The organism is Streptomyces sp. NPDC053560, assembly GCF_044544605.1.
Classification (GTDB): domain Bacteria; phylum Actinomycetota; class Actinomycetes; order Streptomycetales; family Streptomycetaceae; genus Streptomyces.
The window spans coordinates 1-25,820 of the sequence record NZ_JBITXI010000007.1 but is presented as its reverse complement, the minus strand read 5'-3'; the positions used below and the strand labels follow the sequence as shown (position 1 = coordinate 25,820).

General features: G+C 73.4%; 15 protein-coding genes and 1 pseudogene. 11 read left to right on the top strand and 5 right to left on the bottom strand.

Going from position 1 to position 25,820, the window contains the following annotated elements:
* From ACIGQF_RS17920 to ACIGQF_RS17905, 4 genes are all read left to right on the top strand, one after another.
* Positions 1-1,350 carry a carbohydrate ABC transporter permease gene (locus ACIGQF_RS17920; RefSeq protein WP_399711037.1) on the top strand — a complete coding sequence of 450 codons (1,350 nt, stop codon included), beginning with the start codon at positions 1-3 and terminating at the stop codon, positions 1,348-1,350.
* Positions 1,347-2,231 carry a carbohydrate ABC transporter permease gene (locus tag ACIGQF_RS17915; protein ID WP_399711035.1) on the top strand — a complete coding sequence of 295 codons (885 nt, stop codon included), beginning with the start codon at positions 1,347-1,349 and terminating at the stop codon, positions 2,229-2,231. The genes ACIGQF_RS17920 and ACIGQF_RS17915 overlap by 4 nt, the downstream gene beginning before the upstream one ends.
* Positions 2,232-2,383: 152 nt before the next feature.
* A complete protein-coding gene (locus ACIGQF_RS17910) occupies positions 2,384-4,726 on the top strand; it encodes a CDP-glycerol glycerophosphotransferase family protein (RefSeq protein ID WP_399711033.1) in 2,343 nt (780 codons plus the stop codon).
* A complete protein-coding gene (locus ACIGQF_RS17905) occupies positions 4,723-5,643 on the top strand; it encodes a class I SAM-dependent methyltransferase (protein ID WP_399711031.1) in 921 nt (306 codons plus the stop codon). Before ACIGQF_RS17910 ends, ACIGQF_RS17905 begins: the two co-directional genes overlap by 4 nt.
* 64 nt (positions 5,644-5,707) lie before the next feature.
* Here ACIGQF_RS17905 and ACIGQF_RS17900 read toward each other — a convergent pair whose 3' ends face one another.
* Entirely contained in the window at positions 5,708-7,954 is a 2,247-nt protein-coding gene (locus tag ACIGQF_RS17900; RefSeq protein ID WP_399711029.1) for a CDP-glycerol glycerophosphotransferase family protein, read from the bottom strand.
* A 170-nt stretch (positions 7,955-8,124) separates the two neighbouring features.
* On the opposite strand from ACIGQF_RS17900, the gene ACIGQF_RS17895 reads away from it, so the two are divergent.
* Entirely contained in the window at positions 8,125-11,682 is a 3,558-nt protein-coding gene (locus ACIGQF_RS17895) for a CDP-glycerol glycerophosphotransferase family protein (protein WP_399711026.1), read from the top strand.
* 67 nt (positions 11,683-11,749) lie between these two features.
* Here the strand turns inward: ACIGQF_RS17895 and ACIGQF_RS17890 are convergent, their stop codons facing one another.
* From ACIGQF_RS17890 to ACIGQF_RS17880, 3 genes are all read right to left on the bottom strand, one after another.
* A complete protein-coding gene (locus ACIGQF_RS17890) occupies positions 11,750-12,751 on the bottom strand; it encodes a class I SAM-dependent methyltransferase (RefSeq protein ID WP_399711024.1) in 1,002 nt (333 codons plus the stop codon).
* 115 nt (positions 12,752-12,866) lie between these two features.
* Positions 12,867-14,462, bottom strand: a complete 1,596-nt coding sequence (locus ACIGQF_RS17885) for a glycosyltransferase family 39 protein (RefSeq protein ID WP_399711022.1) — start codon at positions 14,460-14,462, stop codon at positions 12,867-12,869.
* Positions 14,459-16,285 carry a stealth family protein gene (locus ACIGQF_RS17880; protein ID WP_399711660.1) on the bottom strand — a complete coding sequence of 609 codons (1,827 nt, stop codon included), beginning with the start codon at positions 16,283-16,285 and terminating at the stop codon, positions 14,459-14,461. The genes ACIGQF_RS17885 and ACIGQF_RS17880 overlap by 4 nt, the downstream gene beginning before the upstream one ends.
* 252 nt (positions 16,286-16,537) lie before the next feature.
* Here ACIGQF_RS17880 and ACIGQF_RS17875 point away from each other — a divergent pair, with 252 nt between their 5' ends.
* From ACIGQF_RS17875 to ACIGQF_RS17860, 4 genes are all read left to right on the top strand, one after another.
* Positions 16,538-17,554 (top strand): hypothetical protein, encoded by a 1,017-nt coding sequence (locus tag ACIGQF_RS17875; RefSeq protein WP_399711020.1) that lies wholly within the window; start codon positions 16,538-16,540, stop codon positions 17,552-17,554.
* On the top strand, positions 17,551-20,394 hold the full coding sequence (locus tag ACIGQF_RS17870) for a stealth conserved region 3 domain-containing protein (RefSeq protein WP_399711018.1): 2,844 nt from the start codon (positions 17,551-17,553) through the stop codon (positions 20,392-20,394). Before ACIGQF_RS17875 ends, ACIGQF_RS17870 begins: the two co-directional genes overlap by 4 nt.
* Entirely contained in the window at positions 20,391-21,377 is a 987-nt protein-coding gene (gene galE, locus ACIGQF_RS17865) for a UDP-glucose 4-epimerase GalE (RefSeq protein WP_399711016.1), read from the top strand. The genes ACIGQF_RS17870 and galE overlap by 4 nt, the downstream gene beginning before the upstream one ends.
* A 134-nt stretch (positions 21,378-21,511) precedes the next feature.
* A complete protein-coding gene (locus tag ACIGQF_RS17860) occupies positions 21,512-23,866 on the top strand; it encodes a CDP-glycerol glycerophosphotransferase family protein (protein WP_399711014.1) in 2,355 nt (784 codons plus the stop codon).
* An 83-nt stretch (positions 23,867-23,949) separates the two neighbouring features.
* On the opposite strand, the gene ACIGQF_RS17855 is transcribed toward ACIGQF_RS17860, so the two are convergent.
* Positions 23,950-24,609 (bottom strand): TetR/AcrR family transcriptional regulator, encoded by a 660-nt coding sequence (locus ACIGQF_RS17855; RefSeq protein ID WP_399711012.1) that lies wholly within the window; start codon positions 24,607-24,609, stop codon positions 23,950-23,952.
* A gap of 156 nt (positions 24,610-24,765) precedes the next feature.
* On the opposite strand from ACIGQF_RS17855, the gene ACIGQF_RS17850 reads away from it, so the two are divergent.
* Positions 24,766-25,677, top strand: a complete 912-nt coding sequence (locus ACIGQF_RS17850) for an ABC transporter permease (RefSeq protein ID WP_399711010.1) — start codon at positions 24,766-24,768, stop codon at positions 25,675-25,677.
* A pseudogene (locus tag ACIGQF_RS17845) lies at positions 25,583-25,820 on the top strand (hypothetical protein); the annotation flags it as partial. The gene ACIGQF_RS17850 and the pseudogene ACIGQF_RS17845, both read left to right, overlap by 95 nt.

Here is a 25,820-nt window from a genome sequence, read left to right as displayed (position 1 = left end):
ATGGCCCCCCGAGGCACCGCGGCCGCCGCACCGGCTCCCGGCAAGGGCGCGCAGGCGTCCGGCAGGAGCGTGACGGGGACGCGCCCGTGGATCGCGGGCGCGTTCCTCCTCCCGGCGCTGCTGCTGCTCGGCGCGCTGGTGGTCTATCCGATCGGGTTCTCGGTCTGGCGCAGCTTCTTCGACGCGCCGGGCAGCGGCTTCGTGGGGCTGGACAACTACGGGGAGCTGTTCGCCGACGAACGGATCCGCACGGCGCTGAAGAACAACGTCATCTGGGTGGTGGTCGCGCCGACCGTGGCCACCGCGCTGGGCCTGATCTTCGCCGTGCTGACCGAGCGGGTGCGCTGGGGCACCGCGTTCAAGCTGATCGTCTTCATGCCGATGGCGATCTCCATGCTGGCGGCGGGCATCATCTTCCGGCTGGTGTACGAGCAGGACCCGGAGCGCGGGGTGGCCAACGCGGTCTGGGTGAGCGTGCACGACACGTTCGCCGAGCCCGCGCCGTACCCGGGCGCCAATCCGCGGCCCAACGCCGACCTCAAGCCCTCCGGCGGCGGTTCGTTCACCACAAAGGATCCGGCGAGGACCGGTACGGCGGTGGGCCTGCCGCTGGTGGCCGTACAGCCGGACGACGTCAAGGGCGCGCACCGGGCGGTACCGGCGACGCCGCGGCCCGGGCAGATCACCGGCACCGCCTGGCTGGACTTCACGCGCGGGGGCGGCGGCACGCCCGACAAGATCGACAAGCAGGAGAAGGCGCTGGCCGGCCTGAAGGTCGAGGCGGTCAAGGGCGGCGAGGTGGTGGCCACGGCGACCACCGCGGCGGACGGCACGTACGCGCTGCCCGCCCGCGCCGAGGGGGCGAAGCTGCGGCTGCCCGCCGCGAACTTCGCCGAGGCGTACAACGGCGTCGACTGGCTGGGTCCGACGCTGGTGACGCCCGCGATCATCGGCAGCTACGTATGGATGTGGGCGGGCTTCGCGATGGTGCTGATCGCGGCGGGCCTGGCGAGCGTGCCGCGGGAGCTGCTGGAGGCGGCCCGGGTGGACGGCGCGAACGAGTGGCAGGTGTTCCGGCGGGTGACGGTGCCGCTGCTGGCACCGGTCCTGGTGGTCGTGCTCGTCACGCTGATGATCAACGTGCTCAAGATCTTCGACCTCGTGTACATCATCGCGCCGGGCGCCAGCCAGGACGAGGCGAACGTGCTCGCCCTCCAGCTGTACCAGTCCTCCTTCGGCACGGACGTGAACCAGGGCATCGGCTCCGCGATCGCGGTGTTCCTGCTGCTCCTCGTCTCACCGGTGCTGATCGTCAATATCCGGCGTCTGCGGAAGGAGCGGCAGCGATGACGGCGGTGGCCGACGGGGCGGTACGCGCCCGGCAGTCCCTGGCCGCGCGGCTCGCGGCCCGTACCGGCGGCGGCGTGCTGCGGGTCTTCCTGCTCCTGGCCGGGCTGTTCTGGCTGATGCCGACGGTCGGGCTGCTGATCTCCTCGCTGCGCGACCCGGCGGACGTCGCGGAGAGCGGCTGGTGGGAGGTGTTCGTCAAACCCGCCCAGCTGACGCTCTCGGGGTACGGCAACCTGCTGGGCAACGCCAAGATCATGGACTCGCTGCTGACCACCGCGCTGATCACGGTGCCGGCGACGGTACTGGTGGTGGTCATCGGCTCACTGGCGGGCTACGCGTTCGCCTGGCTGGACTTCCCCGGGCGGGACGTCTGGTTCATGGTCGTGGTGGGACTGCTGGTGGTCCCGGTACAGGTCGCGCTGATCCCGGTGGCGAAGCTCTTCGGCGCGGTCGGGCTCTTCGAGACGACGGCCGGGGTGGTGCTGTTCCACACGGCCTTCGGCCTGCCGTTCGCGGTGTTCCTGCTGCGGAACTTCTTCGCCGAGATCCCGCGCGAGCTGCTGGAGGCGGCCCGGCTGGACGGCGCGGGCGAGCTGCGGCTGCTCACCCGGGTGGTGCTGCCGCTGGGCGGCCCGGCCATCGCGTCGCTGGGCATCTTCCAGTTCCTGTGGGTCTGGAACGACCTGCTGATCGCGCTGATCTTCGCGGACAGCGGCAACCCGCCGATCACCGTGGCGCTCCAGCAGGAGGTACGCCAATTCGGCAACAACATCGACGTGCTGGCGCCCGGCGCCTTCATCTCGATGATCATCCCGTTGGTGGTCTTCTTCGCCTTCCAGCGGCAGTTCGTGTCCGGCGTGATGGCGGGCGCGGTGAAGTAGCCCGGTTTCCGGGGCCGCGCTCACTCGTACGGGTGCGTCTCCTCAGCCACCCGGGCGCAACCGGCCGCCGCGCCGCATGCCGGCGCGGCGGGGCCGGGAACGATCGCTGACCGACAGCGCAGCCGGTCGCCGATCTATGGATGTGCCCTCTCTTGCCACGGTTCAGCGTCATCGTTCCCGCTTACCAGGTCCAGGCGTACCTGCCGGAATGCCTGGAATCCGTCCTCGGCCAGGACTGGACGGACTTCGAGCTGATCGCGGTGGACGACGGATCGCCGGACGGCTGCGGGGACCTCATCCGCGACGCGGCCCGCCGCGACGACCGGGTGCGGCCCGTGCACCTGCCGGCCAACACCGGGCTCGGCCCGGCCCGGAACGCCGGGATCGCCCGCGCCCGCGGCGACTACCTGCTCTTCCTGGACGGCGACGACACCCTCACGCCCGGCGCGCTGAGCGCCGTGGCCGCCCGGCTGGCCGCGACCGCCTCCCCGGACGTGCTGGTCTACGACTACGCCCGTACCTCCTGGTCCGGCACCGCCACCCGCAACCAGTACGCGCACCTCCTGGCGCAGCGCGGCCCGGAGGTCTTCCGGCTCGCCGACCGGCCCGGTCTGCTGCGGCTGCTGATGGTCGTGTGGAACAAGGTCTACCGCCGCGACTTCGTCCAGCGGCAGCGGCTCACCTTCCCGCCCGGCTACTACGAGGACACTCCCTGGACGTTCCCGGCGCTGGCGACCGCCGAGTCGATCGCCGTCCTGGACCGGGTCTGCGTGCACTACCGGCAGCGCCGCCGGGGCAGCATCCTGCGCACCACGGGCCGCGGCCACTTCGACATCTTCGACCAGTACGACCGGGTCTTCGCCTTCCTCGACTCCCGCCCGGAGCTGGCCCGTTGGCGGCCGCTCATGGCCCGCCGGATGACCGACCACCTCACGGCCGTCTACGCGGCGCCGGGGCGGCTGCCGCGCGACAGCCGGGCCGAGTTCTTCCGGCGGGCCGCCGCGCACTGCCGCCGGTACCGCTGCCCCGCTCCGGCCCGGGTGCCGGGCGGCCCGCCGCCGCGCCTGGGCGTCCGGGTCCGGCACAGCCTCGTACGGCTGGGCTGGCACCGTCCCTTCCGGCTGCTGGCCGGCGTGCAGCGGCTGCGCCGGGCCGTGGGCCGGCCCGCCCGGGGGCTGCTGCGGCAGGGCAGGCGGGCCGCGCTCGGGCTGCACTACCGCCTCCAGCGGGGGCTGCCGCTCCGGGCCGATCACGCGGTGTTCGCCGCGCACTGGCACCGCGAGTACGCCGGTGACCCCGCCGCCATCGAGGCGAAGCTGCGCGAGCTGCGGCCGCAGATGCGCACGGCGTGGGTGGCGGCGCCCGGGTACGAGGACACGGTGCCGCCGGGCGTCCGGTGGCTGCGGCCCGGGACCGCCGCCTATTGGACCGCGCTGGCCCGCTCGAAATACCTGGTCAACAACGTGAACTTCGACGCGCGGCTGATCAAGCGGCCCGGTCAGGTGGTGCTCCAGACGCACCGCGGCACGCCGCTGAAGCACATGGGCCTGGACCTCCAGGAACGGCCGGCCGCCGCCCGGGACACCGACTTCGCTCGGCTGCTGCGCGGCGTGGACAACTGGGACTACAGCCTCCCCGCCAACCGCCATGCCACGCTGACCTGGGAGCGGGTCTACCCCGCCGGGTACACCACGCTGGAGTACGGCCGGCCGCGCAACGACCGCTTCCAGCACGCGACCGCCCAGGACGTGCTCCGCATCCGCGCCGAGCTGGGCATCCCGCCGTCCGCCACCGCGATCCTGTACGCGCCGACCCACCGCGACTACCGGCGGTTCCGGCGGCCGGCGCTGGACCCGCGGCGACTGCTGCGGGAGCTCGGCCCCGGATTCGTGGTGCTGGTGCGGCCGCACTTCTCCTCGCTGGAGGGGCCGCCGTACGCCGCGGACGTGCCGTGGGGGCCGTCCGGGGACGGAGTGATCGACGTGAGCGGTCACCCGTGCGTGGAGGATCTCTGCCTCGCGTCGGACGCGCTGGTGACCGATTACTCCTCGCTGATGTTCGACTACGTGAACCTCGACCGGCCCGTGGTGGTCCTCACCGACGACTGGGAGGCGTACCGGGCGACCCGCGGCACCTATTTCGACCTGCTCCGGAACCCGCCGGGGCCGGTGGCACGCAGTGAGGACGAGCTCATCGAGATCTTTGCGAGTCCCGCATGGCGCGGTACCCGTTCGGCCGCTCTGCGGGCCACTTTCCGTTCACTTTTCTGCCCTTACGATGACGGCCACGCCGCGGAACGCGTGGTACGCCGTGTGTTTCTCGGGGACGAGGGAGCGCCTCCCGAAGCCGTGCCCCTCGACGAGCGACGGCCCGCGCCTCCTCCCGAGCGGGCCCGCCGTCTCGCGGTGCCGCAGCCGGTGCCCGGGCCCACAACAGCACACGCGTCGCATGTCGCCCTCGATTCCCCCGACCGTCTGGAGACGGACCGCACATGACTGCCCTCACCGCAGACCAGAGTGCCGAACAGCTCCCGCGCCCCCACCGGCTTTCCGACGTCAAGGGCTGGTTCTTCACCGCCGACCAGCTCATGTTCGACTGGTTCCTCGCCCGCCAGGCACGCCGCGAGGAACCGGGCGACCTGCTGGAACTCGGCGTGTACATGGGAAAGAGCGCCATCTTCATGGGCGACCGGCTGCGTGCCGGGGACCGCTTCACGGTCTGCGACCTGTTCGACTCCCCCGCAGAGGACGCCTCGAACTCCAAGGAGATGGCGAAGTCCTACGCCACCCTCACCCGCCGCGCCTTCGAGGCGAACTACCTCTCCTTCCACGACGAGCTGCCGCACATCGTGCAGGGCCTGTCCTCGGTGATCCGCGCGCACGTCGGGGACGACAGCTGCCGCTTCGCGCACATCGACGCCTCGCACCTGTACGAGCACGTGCACGGCGACATCCAGGCCGTGCGGGAGCTGCTGCGCCCGCACGGCGTGGTCGTGCTGGACGACTACCGCGCCGAGCACTGTCCGGGCGTGGCCGCGGCCACCTGGCAGGCGGTGACCACCGGCGGGCTGAAGCCGCTGTGCATCACCGGCACCAAGTTCTACGGCACCTGGGGCGACCCGGAGCCGGTGCGCACGGAACTGCTGGAGTGGCTCCGTGCGCGCTCGGACCTGTGGCACGAGGTGCAGCAGGTGGCCGGGCAGCCGCTGATCCGGCTCTCCGCGAAGGGGGCGGCCGAACCGGCGCATCCGGTGTCGCGCCACCGGGTGCGGCATTCGCCGCTTGCTGGAGGCCCGCATGCGGCGGGCCGCGGAGGGCGGCAGGGTCGGAGCACGCTGCGGCGCTTTGCGGTCAACGTGTTGCCGCCGGTGGTCACCAAGGCGATTGTCGCCGGCCGTCAGCGGACGCGCTGAGCTGCACCGGGCAGTTCCCCGGCCGCGGCACCGTCGTGGCCGGTCGCGCAGCTCCCCGCGCCCCTTACGGGGCGCGGACGCCTGTCGGCTCGTCCCCGCCGAGCGCCGTCTCGCACGGGGCCGGGGCGACCGTGCGGTCCGCGGGCGGTACGACGGGCAGCAGCTCGTCCTCGCCGAGGAAGACGCGGCGGACGACGCGCTCGGCGGCGAAGCCGTCGTCGTACGGGCAGAAGCGGTCCCGGAACGCGGCGCGCAGCTCCGCCGACCGCTCGTCCGCCCAGCGCCCGGAGCGGAAGACGTCGGCGACCTCGGCCTCGTCGCGGGCGACGTGGCCGGGGGTGTCGCCGGGCACGCCGGAGAGCAGGTCGAAGTAGACGCCGCGGGCGTGCCGGTAGGCCTCCCAGTCCGCCGCGTGCACGACGATCGGCCGGTCGAGGTTGGCGTAGTCGAACATCAGCGAGGAGAAGTCGCAGAGCAGGGCGTCGGAGGCCAGGGCCAGCTCCTCGACCGAGGGGTGCCGGGAGACGTCCAGGATGCGGCCGGCCTCCTCCAGCGCGGCGAGCCGGGAGTCGGCGCCGTAGAAGTAGTGCGTACGGACCAGCAGCTGGTGGCCCTCGCCCAGCGCTTCGGCCAGCCGCTCCAGGTCCAGCGGCGGGTTGAAGCCGCGCTCGTAGTCGCGGTGGGTGGGCGCGTAGAGGATCGCGGTGGCGTCCGGCGCGATGCCCAGCCCGGCCCGGATCCGGCGGACGTCCTCGGCGCCGGCGGTGAAGTAGGCGTCGTTGCGCGGGTAGCCGGTGGGCAGCGTCTCGTAGTCGCTGGGGTAGACGCGCTGCCACACCTCGGTGGAATGCGGGTTGGCGGAGAGGCAGTAGTCCCACTGGTCGGCGTGGTCGAGCAGACGCAGGAAGCTGACGCCGTGCGCGGCCGCCGGGTGGCGGCGCAGGTCCATGCCCATCTTCTTCAGTGGGGTGCCGTGGTGCGTCTGGACGTAGACCTGCTCGGGGCGCTTGTGGACCGCGGGCGGGAAGTTGGCGTTGTTGACGAGGTACTTGGCGCGGGCCATCACCTCCCAGTACCGGCGGGAGTTGACCGTCACGGCCTCCACGCCCGGCGGCACGTCGTCGCGGTGCTTGCGGTCCACCAGCCATACGCCCCTGAGGTGCGGCGCCAGCTCGCGGGCCCTGGCATGGATCGCCGCCGGGTTGCAGAGCACGCCGCGGTTCCAGTACGCCGCGTAGACCACGAGGTTCTCGTCGACGGGGCGGCGCAGCTGCAGGGCGTAGTAGCGGCGGTAGACGCTGCGTGCCGTGCTGTTCCTGCGGGCCCGCAGCTTCTTGACGGTGCGGTGCCGCAGCGTCCCGGCGCGCTGCCGGGAGCGGTAGACGGCGTAGGAGTTCAGGTGGGGCGGCAGTTCGGCGCCGGCCGGGCGGTGCCGGCGCAGGACGCGGCCCAGCTCGCGGAAGAAGTCGGGCCGGTCCACCGGGCGTACCCGGCCGTCGTCCTCCATGATCCGCAGCAGCCGTGCCACGGCGTGCGCGAAGAGGACGCCGCGCGCCGTCTCGGTGCCGCCGCCGAGCCCCGTCCCGGACAGCACGCGGAACAGCGCGTCGTACCGGTCGAGGACGGCGAAGTGATGGCGTCCGGGCACGGTGGAGGCGCTGCCCCTGCGGCGCTTGCGCCAGGTCACGCACACCCGGTCCAGGCAGGCGATCCGGGACGCCGCCAGCAGCGTCTGGAAGACCACCGGCACCTCGTCGTACGGGCCGTCGGCGAACGCGAAGCCGTGCGTCTCCCACAGGTCGCGGCGGACCGCGCGGTTCCAGGCGGCGGGCAGCACGGTCAGGCACGCGGGCACGTCCTCGGCGGTGAAGACGGTGTCGGCGTGCGCTTCGAGGAACTCCCGGTCGGCGCTGCCGTGCCGCTGCTCCCAGACATTGAGCCGGTCGTGGTCGAAGAGCAGCACGTCGGGGTCGCCGGCGGCGCGGAGCCGGGCATCGGCCGCGGCCAGCGCGCCGGGGGCGAGGAAGTCGTCGCCGTCGAGGAAGAGGAGGTACTCGCCGGTGGCGCGGCGGGCCCCGGCGTTGCGGGCCGGGCCGACCCCGCCGGGGCGCTCCAGGTGCACCGGCACCACCCGCGGGTCGCTCGCCGCGCAGGCGTCGATGATCTCCCCGTCGCCGCCGTCCGAGCAGTCGTCGACGGCGATCAGCTCCACTTCCTCGAAGGACTGCGTGAGCACGGAGTCCAGGCAGTGGCGCAGGAATCCCTGCACGCCGCGGGCCGGGACGATGACGCTGAAGCGGGGCATGGCCATCCAGGGGTCGGTACGCACGGTGCGCCGCCAGCGTAGTCAGATGATTACCCTCCGTCCGGTTCCTGTGCCGGGGCCGGTCACTCCAACAGCGCAGGAAATGTGACGGGTGGGGCCGCAGGGGGGTTGGACTGGTGTTCCGTGCGTCCCCTGAAAAAGGTGTGGTCTGCTCCATGGCTCCCCGGCTGACCGTCGTCGTCCCGATCTACAACGTCGAGGAGTACCTCCCAGAGTGCCTGCGGTCCGTGGCGGCCCAGACACTGCGCGACCTGGACGTGGTGATGGTCGACGACGGCTCCACCGACTCCGGGCCCGACCTCGCCCGGGAGTTCGCGGCGCGCGACCCGCGCTTCCGGCTGGTGTCGCAGCCGAACGGGGGGCTGGGCCACGCCCGCAACACCGGCGCCCGGCACGCCGATCCGCGCACCGGCTACCTCACCTTCATGGACAGCGACGACGTCCTGCCGCCGCGCGCCTACGAGGGCCTGGTGTCGCTGCTGGAGGAGTCCGGCTCGGACTTCGCGACCGGCAACGTCTGGCGGCTCACCTCCGAGGGCCGCAGCCAGGCGTGGCAGCACAAGACCATGACCCGCACGGTCCGCGGTACCCACATCAGCAAGGACCTCTCGCTGCTGGCCGACCGGGTGGCGTGGAACAAGGTCTTCCGGCGCACCTTCTGGGACCGCCACGAGCTGGCCTTCCCCGAGGGCGTGCTGTACGAGGACACCCCGCTGACCATCCCCGCGCACTTCCTCGCCGAGTCCGTCGACGTCCTCCACGAGCACGTGTACTACTGGCGCATCCGCGAGGGCTCGATCACCCGCCGCCGCACCGACGTGAAGGGCGTACGGGACCGGATCGCGGCCGTGGACGGGGTCAGCCGGTTCCTCGCCGACCCGCAGCGCACCCGCTGGACCCGGCACAAGCGGGACTACGACCGCTCCGTCCTCCTGGACGACCTGCAGTACTTCATCGACGCGCTGCCCATGGCGGGCGAGGAGTACCACCGGGTCTTCATGACCGGCGCCCGGGACTTCCTCAGCCGCATCGACCCCACGCTCCACGACGAACTCCCCGTCGAGCAGCGGGTGAAGTGGGCGCTGATCCGGGAGGGCCGCCTCGACGACCTGCTGCGGCTGCTGGAGTACCAGCAGCGCAACGCCGCCGGCTTCCACGTGGCCGGTCCGCCGCTGCGCAAGCGCGCGGTGCTCACGGTGGGCGGCGGCCGGCCGATCCCGCTGCCGCCCGCCGTCACCCGGCTCACCCCCCGGGACCTGCCGGTGCGGGCGCGGCTGCGGGAGGCGGTGTGGCGGGACGGCAAGCTGGTGCTGCGCGGCTACGCCTACATCCGCAACATCGCGGCGCCCGGCCGGCTGAGCTGCCTGAAGGCGGCGGTGCTGATGTCGGGCAGGCGCAAGGTCGTGCTGCCGGTGCGGTCCGTGGCCGCGCCGGACGCCACCCACAACTCCCGGCAGGAACAACACTGTTACGACTGGTCCGGCTTCGAGATCACGGTCGACCCCAAGCGGCTGGCCAAGGGCGGCGCCTTCACGCCCGGGCAGTGGAAGGTGGGCATCGCGGTCGCCGGGGCCGGGGTGGTGCGCCCGGCCGCGCTGCGCGCCCTGGACACCGGCTCCGGAGCCTCCCCGCTGCCGCACGAAGTGGCCGACGGGATGCGGATCGTGCCCTGGTACAAGGACGGGCGGCTGCATCTGTCCGTGGAGCGGACCGTACGGCGGCTGACGGGGCAGCGCGCGGCGGGCGACGGCACGGCCGAGCTGACCGTGCGGGACGACTCGGCGAACGCGCCGGTGGCGCTGCGGCTGACCCGCCGCGGTCCGGGCGAGCCGGTGGAGCGGCCGCTCACGAGGGACGACGTGACGCCCGAGGCCACCGGCCACCGGCTCACCCTGCGGATCGACCCGGCCGCACTGACCGTTCACGCGCCGGCCGCCGGCGAGCTGCCCGAAGGGCTCGGCGAGGAGACCGGCGCCACCTGGGACCCCGTACTGGTCTACGGGGACGGCAGGACGGCCCGGATCGCCGCCGATCCCACCGGCCCGGCCGGACGGCAGGTGGACAGCAGCGGCCGGGAGCTGGTGGTCACCGCCACCGCGGCCGGCAACCTGGTCCTGCACACGCGGGCCCCCGAGCCGTTCGCCGACCGGCTGGCGTGGCGGCCGGACGGGACGCTGGAGGTGGCCGGGGTGCTGCCCGGCGCGGCGGCCGGCCCCGCGCGGATCAGCGCCGTGCTGCGGCACAGCCGGTTCGCCACCGAGGCGGTCTTCGCCGCCGACCGGGACGGCGAGCGGTTCACCGCCGAGCTGCGGCCCGGCGCGGTGCCTTCGTGCGGCGGCGACCTGCCGCTCCGCGAGGGCCGCTGGTACCTCTTCCTGCGCACGGCGGAGCCCGGCACGGGCCACCACGACGGCGGGGACCTGCCCGTACGGCTGTGCCCCACGCTCTTCGCCGGACTCCCGGCGGCCTGCCCGGCGGCGCCCAAGCCGCTCACCGTGGACCGCCGCTTCCACGACCGGGTGTTCGTCGAGGCGGGCCCCGCCGTGCCGGACGCGGACCGCGGCCCGTACCGGCAGCGGCTGCTCCGCGAGGAGCACTACCCGCGGCGCCGCTCACGCGCGCTGCGCGACACCGTCCTCTTCAACAGCTTCGACGGGCGCTGCGGCGGTGACTCGCCGCGTGCGGTGCACGAGGAGCTGGCGCGCCGCGAACCGGCGGCCGAGCACCTGTGGGTGGTCCGGGACGCTCGCGCGAAGGCCCCGGCCGGCACCCGTCCGGTGCTGCGGGGCAGCGCGGAGTGGCACGAGGCGCTGGCCCGGAGCCGCCGCGTCGTCACCAACACCCACCTCCCGGAGTGGTTCGTCCGCCGCGCGGGGCAGCAGGTCCTGCAGACCTGGCACGGCACCCCGGTCAAGCGCATCGGCACCGATCTGGCCGGTACGCTCTGCGCCGACCTCGTCCACCTGTGGCCGCAGCCGCGCCGCGGCCACCAGTGGAGCGTGCTGCTCTCCCCCAACCCGCACAGCACGGCCCTGCTGGGGCGGGCGCTGGGCTACGAGGGCGAGATCCGGGAGACGGGACTGCCGCGCACCGACGTCCTGGTCCCCGGCGGCGTCTCCGGCGACCGCGACGAGCCGGCCCGTCGGGTGCGCGAGCGGCTGGGCATCCCCGACGGCAAGAAGGTGGTGCTGTACGCGCCGACGCAGCGCGACGACAAGGCGTACGACGCGGACCACTACCAGCTCCACCTGCCGCTGGACCTGGCCCACGCCGAACAGGCGCTCGGCGACGATCATGTCCTGCTGCTGCGCAGCCATCCGCTGGTGGCCGACCGGGTGTCGGCCCCGCCCGGCGGCTTCGTCCGGGACGTCAGCGACTTCCCCGACGCGATGGAGCTGCTGCTCGCCTCCGACGTGCTGGTGACGGACTACTCCTCGCTGGCGGTGGACTTCGCCAACACCGGGCGTCCGCTGCTGTTCCTGACGCCGGACCTGGCGCACTTCCGGGACACCGTGCGCGGCTTCACCTTCGACTTCGAGGCCCAGGCGCCGGGTCCGCTACTGTCGGACACCGAGGAGCTGGTGGCGGCCCTGCGCGACCTGGACGGGGTGGCCCGGCGCCACGCGGACGCCTACGCGCGGTTCCGTACGGCGTACTGCGCGCGGGACGACGGCGGCGCGGCGGCCCGCGCGGCGGACCTGCTGCTGGACTGAAGCCCTGAGTCCCTGGGGCCGGGGCGGCGGGCGCCGGCCTCGGCCCCGGCTGTTCGGCCCCGCCCCCTCAGCCCCGGTTCCGCAGCCGCCGGAGGCCCTTGACGACGAAGGGCGGCAGGAGCAGCAGCGCCGCACGCCGGGCGCGGGCCTTCGGACGGCGCCCGGCGGCGCGCCGCTGCGCCGCCTCGGCCTCCTGCGCGGCGGCGGTGGCCCGCGCGTCGGTGTCGGCGCGGCGGCGCCGGATCTCCTCGGCGGCGCGTTCCTCCGCTCGCAGCGTCTCGTAGTACCGCGACCGCGGGAGTTCGGGGGCCGCCAGGTCGTGGCCGCTGATCAGGCGCAGCACCCGGTGTCCCGCGATGGTCTGGACGTCGGCGTGGCAGTCGCCGCGGCCGACGATCTCCATGATCAGCGCCTGCTGCCGGGGCGCCGGGTCGCCCCAGGTTCCGTAGAACTTGCTGCGGCCGACGCAGATGGGCCGCAGCCCCTGGGTGAACAGCGCCTCCCATACGGCGGCGGAGACGCCCGGCGTGTGCTCCGCCCGGTAGTCGTCCAGCACGACCACTCCTTCGGGGGAGAGCACGCGGCGGGCGGCCGCGAGGTCCTCTCGTACGTGGTCGTACAGGTGCGAGGCGTCGATGTGCACGAAGCGGCAGCTGCCCGGGGCCACGTGCTCCGGGACCAGCGTGGTGGGGCCCTGGAGGACGGTGGGCAGCTCGTCGTGGAAGGCGAGGTAATTCGCTTCGAAGGCGCGGCGGGTGAGTGTCGCGTACGAGCGCCGCATTTCGCTGGCGTTGGCCTCGTCCCCGGGCGTGGAATCGAAGAGGTCGCAGACCGTGAATTCCTCCCCCGGATTCAGGTGGCGGCCCAGGAAGACGGCGCTCTTTCCCATGTATGCGCCCATTTCCAGCAGGTCGCCACGGACGCCGGTACGGGCCTGGTGGGTCAGCAGCCAGTCGAACAGCAGCTGGTCCTGGCCGAAGAACCAGCCCTCGACGTCCGCGAGCGTGCCGGGGCACGGCAGCGCCGCCCCGGCGGGCGCGGCGAGGGTCTCGGTGTGCAGTGGTGTCATGTCCGGCCTCTCGACGGGAAACGCGGTGCCGGACATTAGCGGCCGGGCGCCGCGGATTCGCGAATTGCCGGGCCTTCGGCGCGTAAGGGGAATTCCGGCCCGTCAGCGCCGCCCGTCAGGGCCGCCGTACGAAGAGCGCGGCATTGCCGCTGATTCCGTCGTGCCAGGAGCGCTGGACGCACACCTCGTGCAGCAGACGCCAGTTCGCCTGATACCACGCGCTGCGCCGGAACCACCGGGTGCGGTCCACCCCGTCCGCGATGACCAGCCAGACCCGGTCCGTGCGCAGCAGCCGGGCGCGGATCTCGCGCAGCGGGGCTTCCCGGCCGTACAGGGTGCCCGACGGGCCCGGCTCCTCCTGCAGGGTGAGGTCGGTGAGGCCCCGGAAGGCCCGCGGGTGGGCGAGCCGCACGCCGCGTTCGTAGCGCGGCAGGAAGAGGACGCCGTCGCCGGCGCGTGCCTCGCGGCGGACGAGGGCGGCCACCGCGGCGAGGTCGTCGGCCCGGCTCTCGGCGCGGCGCTCGTGCTGCTGCGCGGGCAGCTGCCCCAGGAACGCCGCGGCCGCGCAGACCGCGCCCGCCACCGTCAGCCGGCGCGGCGGAAAGCCCCTGCCGCGCCGCACGGTGACCCGGTCGGCCAGGCTCTCGGCCCCCACCGCCGCGGCCAGCGCCAGCCCCGGCACCGCGAAGAACAGATAGCGGTGGGTGAAGACCGGGAACTGCTGGGCGGCCGCGAAGAGGACGAGCGGCGGCACCACGGCCCACGGCACGGCCACGGCCGCCGCACCGAGCGGCCCGCGACGCGGCACGGGACACACCGCCGCGAGCAGGGTCAGGGCGAGCAGCACCGTGATCAGGACCGGGGAGGGGCCGGCCAGGGCGCTCAGCGCGTGCACCGCGTCGCGGGCCCCGGGCGCGGCAAGCCAGCCGATCTGGGCGCTCTGCCGCTGGGACACCGCCACGACCGGCGCGACGGCGGCGGCCACCGCGCAGCAGGCCGCCGCCCACCGCCATCGCGCGGCCCGCGGTACGCGCGCGGCCAGCAGGGTCACCGCATGCGCGGCAAGGAGCAGCGCGGCGAATTCGTGCAGCACGGCGGTGGCCGCCGTGGCGGCGGCGTACCCCGCCCAGTGGCGGGCCCGGCCGCCGCGCACCGCCGTGGTCAGCAGCAGCGTGGACAGCGCGGCACCGGCCGTGACCAGCGCGTACGAGCGGCCTTCCTGGGCGTAGTGGCTCACCGACGGCAGGGCGGCGAGAAGCAGACCGGCCCACAGGCCGACGCGGGGCGCGGCGAGCCGGCTGCCGAGCAGCGCCACGAGTCCGGCCGCCGCGGTCGCGCCGAGCACGGACGGCAGCCGCAGCACGGTCCCGTTGCTGAGCGGCAGCCCGAAGAGGCCGTGCACGAGGGCCCCGTAACCGTGCATCAGGGCGTAGTACAGGCCGTGCACCGCGTCGGCGGTGCCGAGCAGGTCCCACAGCTGCGGCAGCGGCCGGGCGGCGGCCTGCGCGGTGACCGCCTCGTCCCGCCACAGCGTGCCGCGGTCCAGGCCCCACAGCCCGAGCGCGAGCGTCACCGCGCACGGGACGAGCACGGCGACGGCCGTGGCGCGGCGCCGCCCGTCCGGGCCGGCGTGCGCGGACCCCGGGACGCGGCCGGGCACGGGGGCCGCCGGCCGTTCCTCCTCGGGGTCCGCGACGCTCGGTCCGCTCATTCGGGCTCGGGCAGCTCGTACGGGCTCGGCAGCGGGAAGTACGCCTCCAGGAACGGCCGGAGCAGCGCGAGCTGGTCCGCCAGGTCGGTCTCCTCCGACTGAGTGTCGTTGAGGCAGAAGACGTCCCGGTCGCGGTGGGCGAGCAGCCGGTCCAGCCGGTTGACGGCGTTCGGCCGGGAGAGGTCGAGGTAGGAGTAGGCGATGTCGGCGGGCAGCGCCCGGCCGGTGTGGAACGCGTAGTAGTGGTGCAGCGAGGACGGGATGGAGATGTCGTCGATGCTGCGGAAGCGGTGCGAGGCGGTCGCCCGGTGCTCGCTGCCGAACTCCCGCTCTATCTCGGCGAGCACGCTGCGCCGCAGGGCGTGCGGTACGTGCTTCATCTTCTGCACCGGGGTGGTGCCGAAGCGGGCCTCGATGAGCGCGCGGTTGTTCTTGCCCGCGACGGACACCGGGACGTCGTCGTCGCCGGGCGGCCCGAGCGGCACCAGCGCGGGCGAGGGGAAGTACTTCGTCAGCCCGTTGGCCAGGAAGAAGTCGTGCGGGGAGGCCTCCCGGCCGAGGAACACGTCGTCGTTGAAGTAGAGGAAGTGCTCCGAGAGGCCGTGTATGTGGTGCAGCTGGCTCTCGATGGCGTGCGAGTTGAACGTCGGCAGGTCGGCCGCTTCGGTGAATATCTCGCGGTGGCTGACGACCTTCACGCGCGGGTGCGCGGTGTTGAGCCAGACCGGCACCTGGTCGTCGGTGACGAGGTAGACGTCCCGCACCCAGGGCGCGTACATGTCCAGCGAGCGCAGCGAATAGCGCAGCTCGTCACGGTTGGCGTAGCGCGCCGCGTTGGCCGCCTCGTCGTGGTACGCCTGCCCGGTGAACCCGGCCCGGCGCTCCAGCCACGCCGGGTCGGCACCGTCCACCCAGGTGTAGACGACGTCGACGGGGAAGGTGATGTCGCCGGGCAGCGGCACGGTGAAGTCCCGGTAGGTGGCGACCTGCTCGGCCCGGCGGTCGCCGGAGCCGTTGGGGCAGGTGAAGAGCGCGGCGGGGACGCGGATCCGGGGCCCCTGGACCGGCACCCACTCGGTGACGGCGTTCCGCCGCGGGGCGACCAGCCGGTCCTCCTCGCGCGGCCAGAACTCCACGTCGCAGCCGTACGCCTCGTCCAGGACGAGCGAGCGCCCGGGGTCCGTACGGAACCAGGTGACCCGGAACAGCCCGGCGCGCCCGGCCCGCTGCCAGCCCCCGGAGTCGTAGCCGGGCACGGTGTGCCGGACCTCGCGCCCCGGCGCCAGCAGGGAGACGTAGCCGGGCAGCTCGCGGCACCGGGCGGCCAGCGCGGCGAGCGCGCGAGAGCCGTCCTCCGCCGCCACCGCGACCACGCCCCGGCCGCGCTCCTTGCCGCGTACGCAGAAGTGGTCGACGCCGGCCCGCTCCAGGGTCTCGGCGACCGTGACGAGGTTGTCGCGGCGGGCCCGGGCGGGCGAGAGGTCGTGCTGCACGAGGGCGATGCGCGGGTGTCCGGCGACCATGGCGACGGCCCGGCCGGGACCGGCGGCGAGGGCGCGGTGGGCGAGCGCCACGCCGCGGGTGCGCAGCCCTTCCAGATGTCTGGCCGTCGCCAACCAGCTGACCTGCTGTTTGATGCGGCGGCGCAGCTCCGGGGTGGAGCGGGTCGCGATGGCGCGCCGCAGGTGCTCCGGTACGGCCTTGCGGTAGACCGACACCAGGGTCGACGCCTCCGGATTGACCCGGCGCACCGTCCCGCCGGCGCGACCGGCACCCGGATGCCGTACGGGCCGGCGGCGTGGTTCGGCCGTCCGCTGTCCCATCTGTGCACTCACTCCGGTCTCCCCCTTTGTGTCACTCCCTGCGGTCCGGTCATTTACCCCTATGGGCGTTTGATGCAACTATGACGCCGTACGTCCCGGTACACATCCGCTGTGCGTTTGGTCCCTGTGGGCGCCCGCCCCTCATAGGGGAGAACTTTCCTCAAGGGATGACTCGTCAGCGGACGAGAAGGATGCCCCGCCATGTGACCGACGGGCGCCGACCGCGCCCATCCGAAGGGAGCGCCGGCCGCCATGCACCAGGTCCTGCTGTCCCGGGCGGTGAAAGCCGGCCGCCGTGCCCGCCGCGCGGCGGCCGGCGTGCGCCGCCGCGTCGGACGCGTCGACACCGTGCCGGTGCTCGCCGCCCGGCTGCGCCCACGGCCCGTCCTGCGCCCCGTCCACCTCTCCGTGCTGGGCGGCCGTACCCTGAACGTCGCGGTCCGTTACCCCCGCCGCGCCGACGGAATCAGCACCGCACTGCTCCATCTGGACCACCACGGCCACCGCCGGACCGCCCCGCTGACGCCCGAACCGCAGTCCGACGGCACCCTGCTGCTCACCGCGACGGCCGCGCTCCGTTTCGCCCCGCACGACGGGCCCGCGGAGCCCGGCGTCCTCACCCTCGGGCCCGGCGTCTGGCGGCTCTCCCTCGCCGTGACCGACGCGACCGGCCGGGAGACCCTGGCCGACCTCCGTGCGGCGCCGCCGCGCACCGTGGCCGGGCCGACCCTCCCGCACTCCCCCGACCCCGGCAGCGGTGCCCTCTTCCGCCCCGTGCGCTCCGCGGACGGCCACGCCCTGCTCAAGGTCGCCCGACCCGCCCCGCAGGCCGAACTGGTCGCGCTCGGCCTGCGCTGGGACCGCGTCACGGTGCGGGTCCGGCTGGTCGGGCCGCTGCCCCGGCACGCCGGCTGGACGGCCGAAGCGGTCCGCCAGGGCTCGGGGTCCACCGTGCTGCCCATGCCGCTGGAGCAGGGCGCGGGGCATCTCACCGCCGACCTCCCGCTGGCCGCGATGGCCGCCGACGGACACGTCCAGCACACCTGGGAGGTGCGGCTGCGGTCCGGGCGGACCCGGCTGAAGGTCGGCCGCCGGCTGACCGACGTACGCCACCCGAAGCGGGTCTTCCGTACGCCCTACCGCTCCATAGCGCTGGCGGACGGCCGGCTCCTGCGGGTACACGCCCAGCTCTCGGCGGCCGGGAACCTCACCGTCAGCTGCGCCGCGTACGCGGTACCCGCCCACCAGCCCTCGGAGGACCGGCCATGAGAATCACGTTCCTGCTGACCCTCGGCGACGAGATGGGCGGCACGGAGATGGCCGCGTACACCCAGGCGGCCCACCTCGCGCCGCGCCACGACGTGTCGGTGCTGAGCGTCTTCCGCACCCGCTCCGAGCCGTTCTTCCCCGCCGGCCGGGACATCCGCCGCCGCTACCTGGTCGACCGGACCGGACCGTACGAGCGGCCGGTGCGCCGCAGCGGCCTGGACGAGGCGGCCTGCCGCACCCTGGCCTCGCTCCCCAGCGAGCTGATCGAGCCCGCCTGGGAGCACACCTTCAACCGGCTCTCCGACGTCGAGCTGAGCGCCGCGCTCGCCGCCCTGGACACCGACGTGCTGGTCACCACCACGCCCGCGCTGATGGCCGCGGCCGCCGAGCTGGTGCAGGGCCCGGTGATCACGGTGCACCAGGAGCACCGCGCCTCCCAGCTGCGCGGCGTCAGCGGCGAGCCGCTGCTCCGGTACGCGCCGCGGATCGACGCGCTGGTCTCGCTGACCGAGCGGACCGCCGAGTGGTTCCGCGAGTCCCTCGGCCCGGCGGCGCCCGAGCTGCCCGTGATCCCGAACGCGGTGCCCGACGGCTACCGCCCGCGCTCCGACCTCGCGGGCCGCACGGTCGTGGTGGCCGCCCGGATGACCCCCGAGAAGCAGCTCGACCACGCCGTACGGGCCTTCGCGCAGGTCGCGGAGGACCATCCGGACTGGCGGCTGCGGATCTTCGGCGACGGCCCGCAGGAGGTCAAGCTGCGGCAGCTGGTCGAGGGCCTTGCACTGCACGACCGGGTCGAACTCCTCGGCCGGACACGGGAGATGACGGAGGAGTGGGCGAAGGCGAGCCTGTGCCTGCTGCCGTCGCGGAACGAGGCCTTCCCGCTGGTGCTGCTGGAGGTGTTCGCGGCCGGGGTGCCGGTCGTCGCGTACGACATCGTCACGGGGCCCGCCGAGATCGTCCGGCACGGCGTGGACGGCCTGCTCGTGCCGCCCGGCGACGTGGACGCGCTGGCCGCCGCGCTCAGCGAACTGATGGGGGATCAGGAGCGGCTGGAGGCGTACGGGAGCGCCGCGCGCGCCGGGGTGTACGAGCGCTTCTCCGGCGAGCTGGTCACCGGGGAGTGGGAGCGGCTGTTCGAGAAGCTGGTGGACCGCCGGGACGCGCCGGACCGGCTCGCGGCCCGCGCCGACCGCACCGCACTGCGCATCGCGGCGGGCGGCGGCCGGGCGTTCAGCGTGGCGGCCCCGCACGGCGGCCCGCTCGCGCCCTCCGCCGACGCGCAGAAGGCCCGCGAGGTGCTGCTGAAGGCCCAGGACCGCTCGGGCCGGCTGGTCCGCTCCGCCGGCCGGCTGGCGGAGCTGCGCGACGACCTCACCGCGCCGCAGGTCGCCGACCGCAACCTGGAGCTGGCCACGGACGCGCTGCGGGCCCACGGGATCGGCTATGTCCTGCTGCGGGACGAGGCGGTCGCGCACCGCGTCGCGGTGGCGGTCGAGGACCGGGAGCGGGCGCTGGCCGCGCTCGCCGAGGAGCTGCGCGGCGAGCCGGTCTACGGCGAACTGGTCTCGCCGCGCGGCCACGCCCCCGGCGCGCTGCTCGCCGAGCGGCTGGGCGAGGCCGGCGAGATCGCGGGGGTACGCGTCTTCAAGCCGGTGACCAGCGAGAGCCGCACGCTGCGGTACGGCCCGGCGTTCGGCTGCACCGTGGAGTTCTGGGCGCCGGACGAGGACGGCTGGCGCGAGGCCCCGCGCGGCACCACGCTGCTCGGGCCGCGCCTGCCGGACCTGGAGCCCACGGCCACCTGGCGGGTCGCGGGCCGGGACCACCCGGCACCCGCCGCCCTCGCCGACACCCTCATGTGGGACATCGACTTCCCCGTCGACGTCGTCTACACCTGGGTGGACGACGCCGACCCGGCCTGGCGGGAGCGGCGGGACGCGGCCCGGCACGCGGCCGGCCTGCCCACCGACCACGTGGACAGCGGCGACGCACGCTTCCGCAGCCGCGACGAACTGCGGCACTCGCTCCGCTCGCTGGCGATGTACGCGCCCTGGGTCCGCACCGTCCACCTCGTCACCGACGACCAGGTGCCCGACTGGCTGGACACCGCGCACCCCGGCCTGAAGGTGGTCGACCACCGCGAGCTGTTCGCCGACACCGCACAGCTGCCGACCTTCAACTCGCACGCCATCGAGAGCCAGCTGCACCGCATCGAGGGCCTGTCGGAGCAGTTCCTGTACTTCAACGACGACGTGTTCCTGGGCCGCCCGCTGCCGGCCTCGGCGTTCTTCCACAGCAACGGCACCGCCCGCTTCTTCCGCTCGCCCACGGCCGTGCCGCCCGGCGAGGTCACCGAGGACGACGAGGGCTACTTCGCCGCCGCCAAGAACAACCGGGCCCTGCTGAAGCGGGAGTTCGGCCGCGTCGCCACCCACAGCTTCCTGCACGCCCCGCACCCCCTGCGGCGCAGCGTCCTCGCGGAGATCGCCGACCGCTTCCCCGAGGAGGTGGCGGCGACCGCCGGCAGCCGCTTCCGGGCCCGTACGGATCTCTCCATCGCCTCGTCGCTGCACCACTACTACGGATATCTGACCGGCAGGTCGACGCCCGGGACCATTTCCTGCTCCTTCGTGAACGCCGGGCGCTACGACCACCACACTGTCCTCAGCCGCCTGCTGGCCACCCGCAGCCACTCCGTCTTCTGCATCGGGGACTCGGCGGAGGCGGAGGTGCCGGCCGCGGAGCAGGACCGGGTGGTGCGTGCCTTCCTCGGCGCGTACTTCCCCGTACCGTCGCCGTACGAGCGCGGCGGAGCCGAGGAGGAGGAGCGAGCATGACCTGGCTGATCACCGGTGGCGCGGGGTACATCGGGGCGCACGTGGTGCGCGCCATGACGGGCGCGGGCGAGCGCGCGGTGGTGCTGGACGACCTGTCCACCGGCGTGGCGGAGCGGGTGCCCGAGGGCGTCCCGCTCGTCGTCGGGTCGACGCTGGACCGGCCGCTGCTGGACCGCACGATCGCGGAGCACGAGGTCTCCGGGGTGGTGCACCTGGCGGCGAAGAAGCAGGTCGCCGAGTCGGTGGAGCTGCCCCTGCTGTACTACCGGGAGAACGTGCACGGGCTCCAGACACTGCTGGAGGCGGTGGCGGCGGGCGGCGTCGGACGCTTCGTCCTCTCCTCCTCGGCCGCCGTCTACGGCATGCCCGACGTGGACCTGGTCACCGAGGACACCCCGTGCGTGCCGATGAGCCCGTACGGCGAGACCAAGCTGGCGGGCGAGTGGCTGACCCGGGCGGCGGGCCGGGCCCACGGCATCTCCACCGCCTGCCTGCGCTACTTCAACGTGGCGGGCGCGGCGGCCCCGGAGCTGGCCGACACCGGCGTCTTCAACATCGTCCCGATGGTCTTCGAGAAGCTCACCGAGGGCGCGGCACCGCGCATCTTCGGCGACGACTACGACACCCCCGACGGCACCTGCGTCCGCGACTACATCCACGTCGAGGACCTGGCCGACGCGCACCTGGCGGCAGCCCGCAGGCTCGGCGAGCGCGGCCCGGTCCGCGACCTGACGGTCAACATCGGCCGCGGCGAGGGCGTCTCCGTACGCGAGATGGTCGATCTGATCGCGGAGGTCACCGGCTACCGGGACCGCCCGGCCGAGGTCACCGCGCGGCGCCCCGGCGACCCGGCGCGGGTGGTGGCGGCCGCCGACCGGATCGCCGCCGAGCTGGGCTGGAAGGCCCGGCACGACGTGCGCGACATGGTCGCTTCGGCATGGGCGGGCTGGCTGCTGCGGCACCCGGAGGCGAAGCGCGACTGAACTTGGTCGTACTTTTAACGAACAAGCACACAACCAACTCCTCATCCCTTCCGTCTCACAGGTAGCGAAAAGGAACCGCATTTCGGGCGATTCCGCTTTCTGTGCCCGGTCCGATACGAGGAGTAGTTTCCGCAATGCCCGCACCCGGTGGCTCCGCCGCATCGCCTCGCTTCAGCATCGTCGTGCCGGTCTTCAAGGTGCAGGGCTACCTCCGCGCCTGCCTGGACTCGGTGCTGGCCCAGACGTACGCCGACTTCGAGGTCGTCGCGGTGGACGACCGCTCGCCCGACGGCTCGGGAGCGATCCTGGACGAGTATGCGGCCCGTGACCCGCGCGTCGTCCCGCTGCACCTCCCCGAGAACAAGGGCATCGGCAACGCCCGCAACGAGGGCGTGGCGCAGGCCCGCGGCGACTACCTCCTCTTCCTCGACAGCGACGACACGCTGCTGCCGGACGCGCTGGAGTCCATAGCCGCCCGGATCAAGGAGACCGAGGAACCGGACATCCTGGTCTACGACTACGCGCGCACCTTCTGGTGGGGCGAGGCCAAGCGCAACCGCGACGCCGAGGTGCTCGCCGCGCCCGGCCCCGAGGTCGGCACCATCGCCGACCGCCCCGACCTGCTGCGGCTGTTCACCGTCGTGTGGAACAAGGCCTACCGGCGCGACTTCTACCTCGCCGGCGGCTTCAGCTTCCCCGACGGCTTCTACGAGGACGCGGTCGTCGTCTACGAGTCGCTGTTCAGCGCCGAGCGCATCGCGCTGCTGGACCAGGTCTGCGTGCACTACCGCCAGCGCCGCCAGGGCAACGCGCTGCGCACCCCCAGCCGCGCGCACTTCGCCGCGTTCGCCACGTACGAGCGGCTGTTCGCGTTCATCGAGGAGCGGCCCGCGCTGCACCGCTGGCGCGCCTTCCTCTTCGAGCACATGATCGACCACTACCTCTTCATCCTGGCCCGCCCGGACCGCGTGCCCCAGGCCGCGCGCCCGGAGTTCTTCCGGCTGGCGGCCCAGCACTACCGCCGCTACCGGCCCGCGGACTTCGTCCGGCCCAAGGGCGTGATGGGCGTCCAGTACGACGCGCTCGCCCGCGGCTCCTACGCCGCGTTCGCCGCCCTGAAGCTGGCCGCCAGGGGCCGCAAGAAGGCGGCGGGCCGCCTGAAGAAGGCCAAGCACACCCTCGGCAAGCAGGCGTACGCGCGCTTCTACCAGCTCCAGCTGCGCCGCCCGCTGGACCCGCACCTCGCCGTCTACGCCGCGTACTGGAACCGCACCCCCGCCTGCAATCCGCTCGCGATCTACGAGAAGGCCAAGGAGCTGGCGCCGCAGGTCCACGGCGTGTGGGTGATCAAGCAGGGCATGGAGGAGACCCTCCCCGAGGGCGTCGACCACGTGATCGTGGGCTCGCCGCGCTACTGGGAGGTGATGGCCCGCGCCACGTACCTCGTCAACAACGTCAACTTCGCCGACGCGGTCGTGAAGCGCCCCGGACAGATCCACCTCCAGACCCACCACGGCACCCCGCTCAAGCGGATGGGCATCGACCAGCAGCAGTACCCGGCGGCCGCCAAGGGCATGTCCATGCGCAAGCTGCTGCAGCGCGCGGACCGCTGGGACTTCAGCGTCTCCTCGAACCAGCACACCACCGAGCAGTGGGAACGGGTCTACCCCTGCGCCTTCCAGTCGCTGGACACCGGCTACCCGCGCAACGACGTGTACTACCGGGCGACCGCCCAGGACGTGCTGGAGATCCGCGAGCGCCTCGGCATCGCGCCGGGCCGCACCGCCGTCCTGTACGCGCCGACCGTCCGCGACTACCAGAACGGCTACATCCCGCGGATGGACCTGGAGCGCGTCACCCGCGAACTGGGCCCGGACGTGGTGCTGCTGGTGCGCACCCACTACTTCTACGGCGAGAACGACCGGCTGGCCGAGCTCCAGGAGCAGGGCCTGCTGATCGACGTCTCGCGCCACCCGTCGGTCGAGGAGCTGTGCCTGGCCGCCGACGCGCTGGTCACGGACTACTCGTCGATCATGTTCGACTACGCCAACCTCGACCGCCCGATCATCACCTACGCGGACGACTGGGACGTGTACGTGAAGTCCCGCGGCGTCACCTTCGACCTGCTGTCCGGCGAGCCGGGCGACACCCCGGGCGTTGTCGCCACCAGCGAGGACGAGCTGATCGCCGCTTTCCGGGACGGCACCTGGAACGGCGCGGAGGCCGCGGCCCGCCGCGCCGCGTTCCGCGCCCGCTTCTGCCAGTGGGACGACGGCCACGCGGCGGAGCGCGTGGTCCGCCGGGTGTTCCTGGGCCAGGAGGAGACACCGGCCGTCCTGCCGCTCGACGAGCGCACGGTCGCACCGACACCGCGCGAGGCGGCGGCGATCGGCTCGGGCCTGACCACGCTGCCGGTGCAGACCGGCACGGTCGTCACCGACAACCCGGGCGCCGACGCCACCCCGTCGGACATGGGCCTGGCCGGCTGACAGCGCCCCGTCAGGGGCGCGGGGAACTGCGCGACCGTCCACAGACGGCCCGCAGTCGAAACCGCGCCCCTGCCGGCACGGCGCTACGCGCTCCGCGCACCGAGCGCCTTCGTCACGGCTGCGGCGAGTTCGTCCAGGTACCCGGCCGGAAGGTCACCGCGGAGGACCACCACCCGCCAGTACAGCGGCCCGGTGATCAGATCAAGGGCGAGACGTACGTCGACGCCCTCCGGCAGCTCGCCGCGCGAGACCGCCCGCCCCACCATCGCCCGCGTCATCGACTCCTGGGAGTCGTGCAACGCACTCCGCAGCGCCTCGGCGATCTCCGGGCTGCGCGCCGCCTCCGCCAGCAGGTCCGGGATGATCTGCGCCGCCATCGGATGGCGCAGCGCCCGGGACGCCACCTCCAGCAGCATCCGTACGTCACCGTGCAGCGTGCCGGTGTCGGGCACCGGCATGCCCTCGGCGGCCAGCGCGGTGACCACGTCCAGGACGAGGTGCAGCTTGGAGCGCCAGCGGCGGTACACAGCGGTCTTGCCGACCCCCGCGCGCCGCGCGATGCCCTCGATCGACATCCGGCCGAACCCGACGGCCGCCAGCTCCGCGAAGACCGCTGCCCGAATGGCGGCGGTCTTCTCCTCGCGCAGCACGGCGGCGCCGGCCGGCGCCCGGCGGGCCGACGGCGCAGGCCGGCCCGGCGGTACCTGGGGTGCCGCTTCGGTCGGTGCTGGGTCCTTTGCCATGGAGGGAGCATAGCGTCGCGACGGGACGGTTGCGTTTCGACGTACGCGCGCCCTACTCTCGGGTTGCGACGATACGGAGCCGTCTCGTCGTGAGTTCCTCAGCCTCGCGGTGCCACCAGCCTCGCAGCGCCCGCGTCCACGCACGAAAGCGGACTGATGTCTCAGACCCTCACGCGTCCGGTTCCCGCCGCCCCGCCGGACTCCGATCCGCGCGCCCTCGCCGAGCGGTACGGCCTCTCCGTCAGCGGCCGCCGCCCGTCGCTCCCCTCGTACGTCCGGCAGCTGTGGCACCGGCGCCACTTCATCTCGGCGTTCTCCAGCGCCAAGCTGACCGCCCAGTACAGCCAGGCCAAGCTGGGCCAGCTGTGGCAGGTCGTGACGCCGCTGCTGAACGCGCTGGTCTACTACCTGATCTTCGGCCTGCTCCTCGGGACGAACCGGGGCGTGGACGACTACATCCCCTTCCTGGTCACGGGCGTCTTCATCTTCACCTTCACCCAGAGCTCGGTGCTGGCGGGGACCCGGGCCATCTCCGGCAACCTCGGCCTGGTCCGCGCGCTGCACTTCCCGCGCGCCTGCCTGCCGATCTCGTTCTGCCTGATGCAGCTCAAGCAGCTGCTGTTCTCCATGGGCGTGCTGGTCGTCATCGTGCTGGCGTTCGGGATCGTGCCCGGCTGGTCGTGGCTGCTGGCGATCCCGGCACTGTGCCTGCAGTTCGTCTTCAACACCGGGCTGGCCATGATCATGGCCCGGCTGGGCAGCAAGACCCCGGACCTGGCGCAGCTGATGCCGTTCATCCTGCGGACGTGGATGTACGCGTCCGGCGTGATGTACAGCATCAGCCACGTGACCCAGGGCAAGGACATCCCCGGCTTCGTGCACTTCGTGCTGGACGTGAACCCGGCCGCGGTCTACATCGACCTGATGCGCTTCGCGCTCATCGACTCGTTCCACTCCGACAAGCTGCCGACCCATGTGTGGCCGCTGGCGCTGGGCTGGGCCGTCGTCATGGGCGTCGTGGGCTTTGTGTACTTCTGGAAGGCGGAGGAGCGGTACGGCCGTGGCTGAGCAGCAGAGCACCGATCTGGAGCAGCCGGCGGTGGAGGCCACCGCGGTGGCCGAGGAGCGCATTCCCACCGTCATCGCCGATGACCTGCACATCGTCTACCGCGTCTACGGCACGGGAGCGGGCCGGGGCAGCGCCACGGCGG

Coding starts and splice junctions, on each gene's coding strand:
- ACIGQF_RS17920 (WP_399711037.1), top strand. CDS start 1: ATGGCCCCCCGAGGCACCGCGGCCGCCGCACCGGCTCCCGGCAAGGGC.
- ACIGQF_RS17915 (WP_399711035.1), top strand. CDS start 1,347: ATGACGGCGGTGGCCGACGGGGCGGTACGCGCCCGGCAGTCCCTGGCC.
- ACIGQF_RS17905 (WP_399711031.1), top strand. CDS start 4,723: ATGACTGCCCTCACCGCAGACCAGAGTGCCGAACAGCTCCCGCGCCCC.
- ACIGQF_RS17900 (WP_399711029.1), bottom strand. CDS start 7,954: ATGGCCATGCCCCGCTTCAGCGTCATCGTCCCGGCCCGCGGCGTGCAG.
- ACIGQF_RS17895 (WP_399711026.1), top strand. CDS start 8,125: ATGGCTCCCCGGCTGACCGTCGTCGTCCCGATCTACAACGTCGAGGAG.
- ACIGQF_RS17890 (WP_399711024.1), bottom strand. CDS start 12,751: ATGACACCACTGCACACCGAGACCCTCGCCGCGCCCGCCGGGGCGGCG.
- ACIGQF_RS17885 (WP_399711022.1), bottom strand. CDS start 14,462: ATGAGCGGACCGAGCGTCGCGGACCCCGAGGAGGAACGGCCGGCGGCC.
- ACIGQF_RS17880 (WP_399711660.1), bottom strand. CDS start 16,285: ATGGGACAGCGGACGGCCGAACCACGCCGCCGGCCCGTACGGCATCCG.
- ACIGQF_RS17875 (WP_399711020.1), top strand. CDS start 16,538: ATGCACCAGGTCCTGCTGTCCCGGGCGGTGAAAGCCGGCCGCCGTGCC.
- ACIGQF_RS17870 (WP_399711018.1), top strand. CDS start 17,551: ATGAGAATCACGTTCCTGCTGACCCTCGGCGACGAGATGGGCGGCACG.
- galE (WP_399711016.1), top strand. CDS start 20,391: ATGACCTGGCTGATCACCGGTGGCGCGGGGTACATCGGGGCGCACGTG.
- ACIGQF_RS17860 (WP_399711014.1), top strand. CDS start 21,512: ATGCCCGCACCCGGTGGCTCCGCCGCATCGCCTCGCTTCAGCATCGTC.
- ACIGQF_RS17855 (WP_399711012.1), bottom strand. CDS start 24,609: ATGGCAAAGGACCCAGCACCGACCGAAGCGGCACCCCAGGTACCGCCG.
- ACIGQF_RS17850 (WP_399711010.1), top strand. CDS start 24,766: ATGTCTCAGACCCTCACGCGTCCGGTTCCCGCCGCCCCGCCGGACTCC.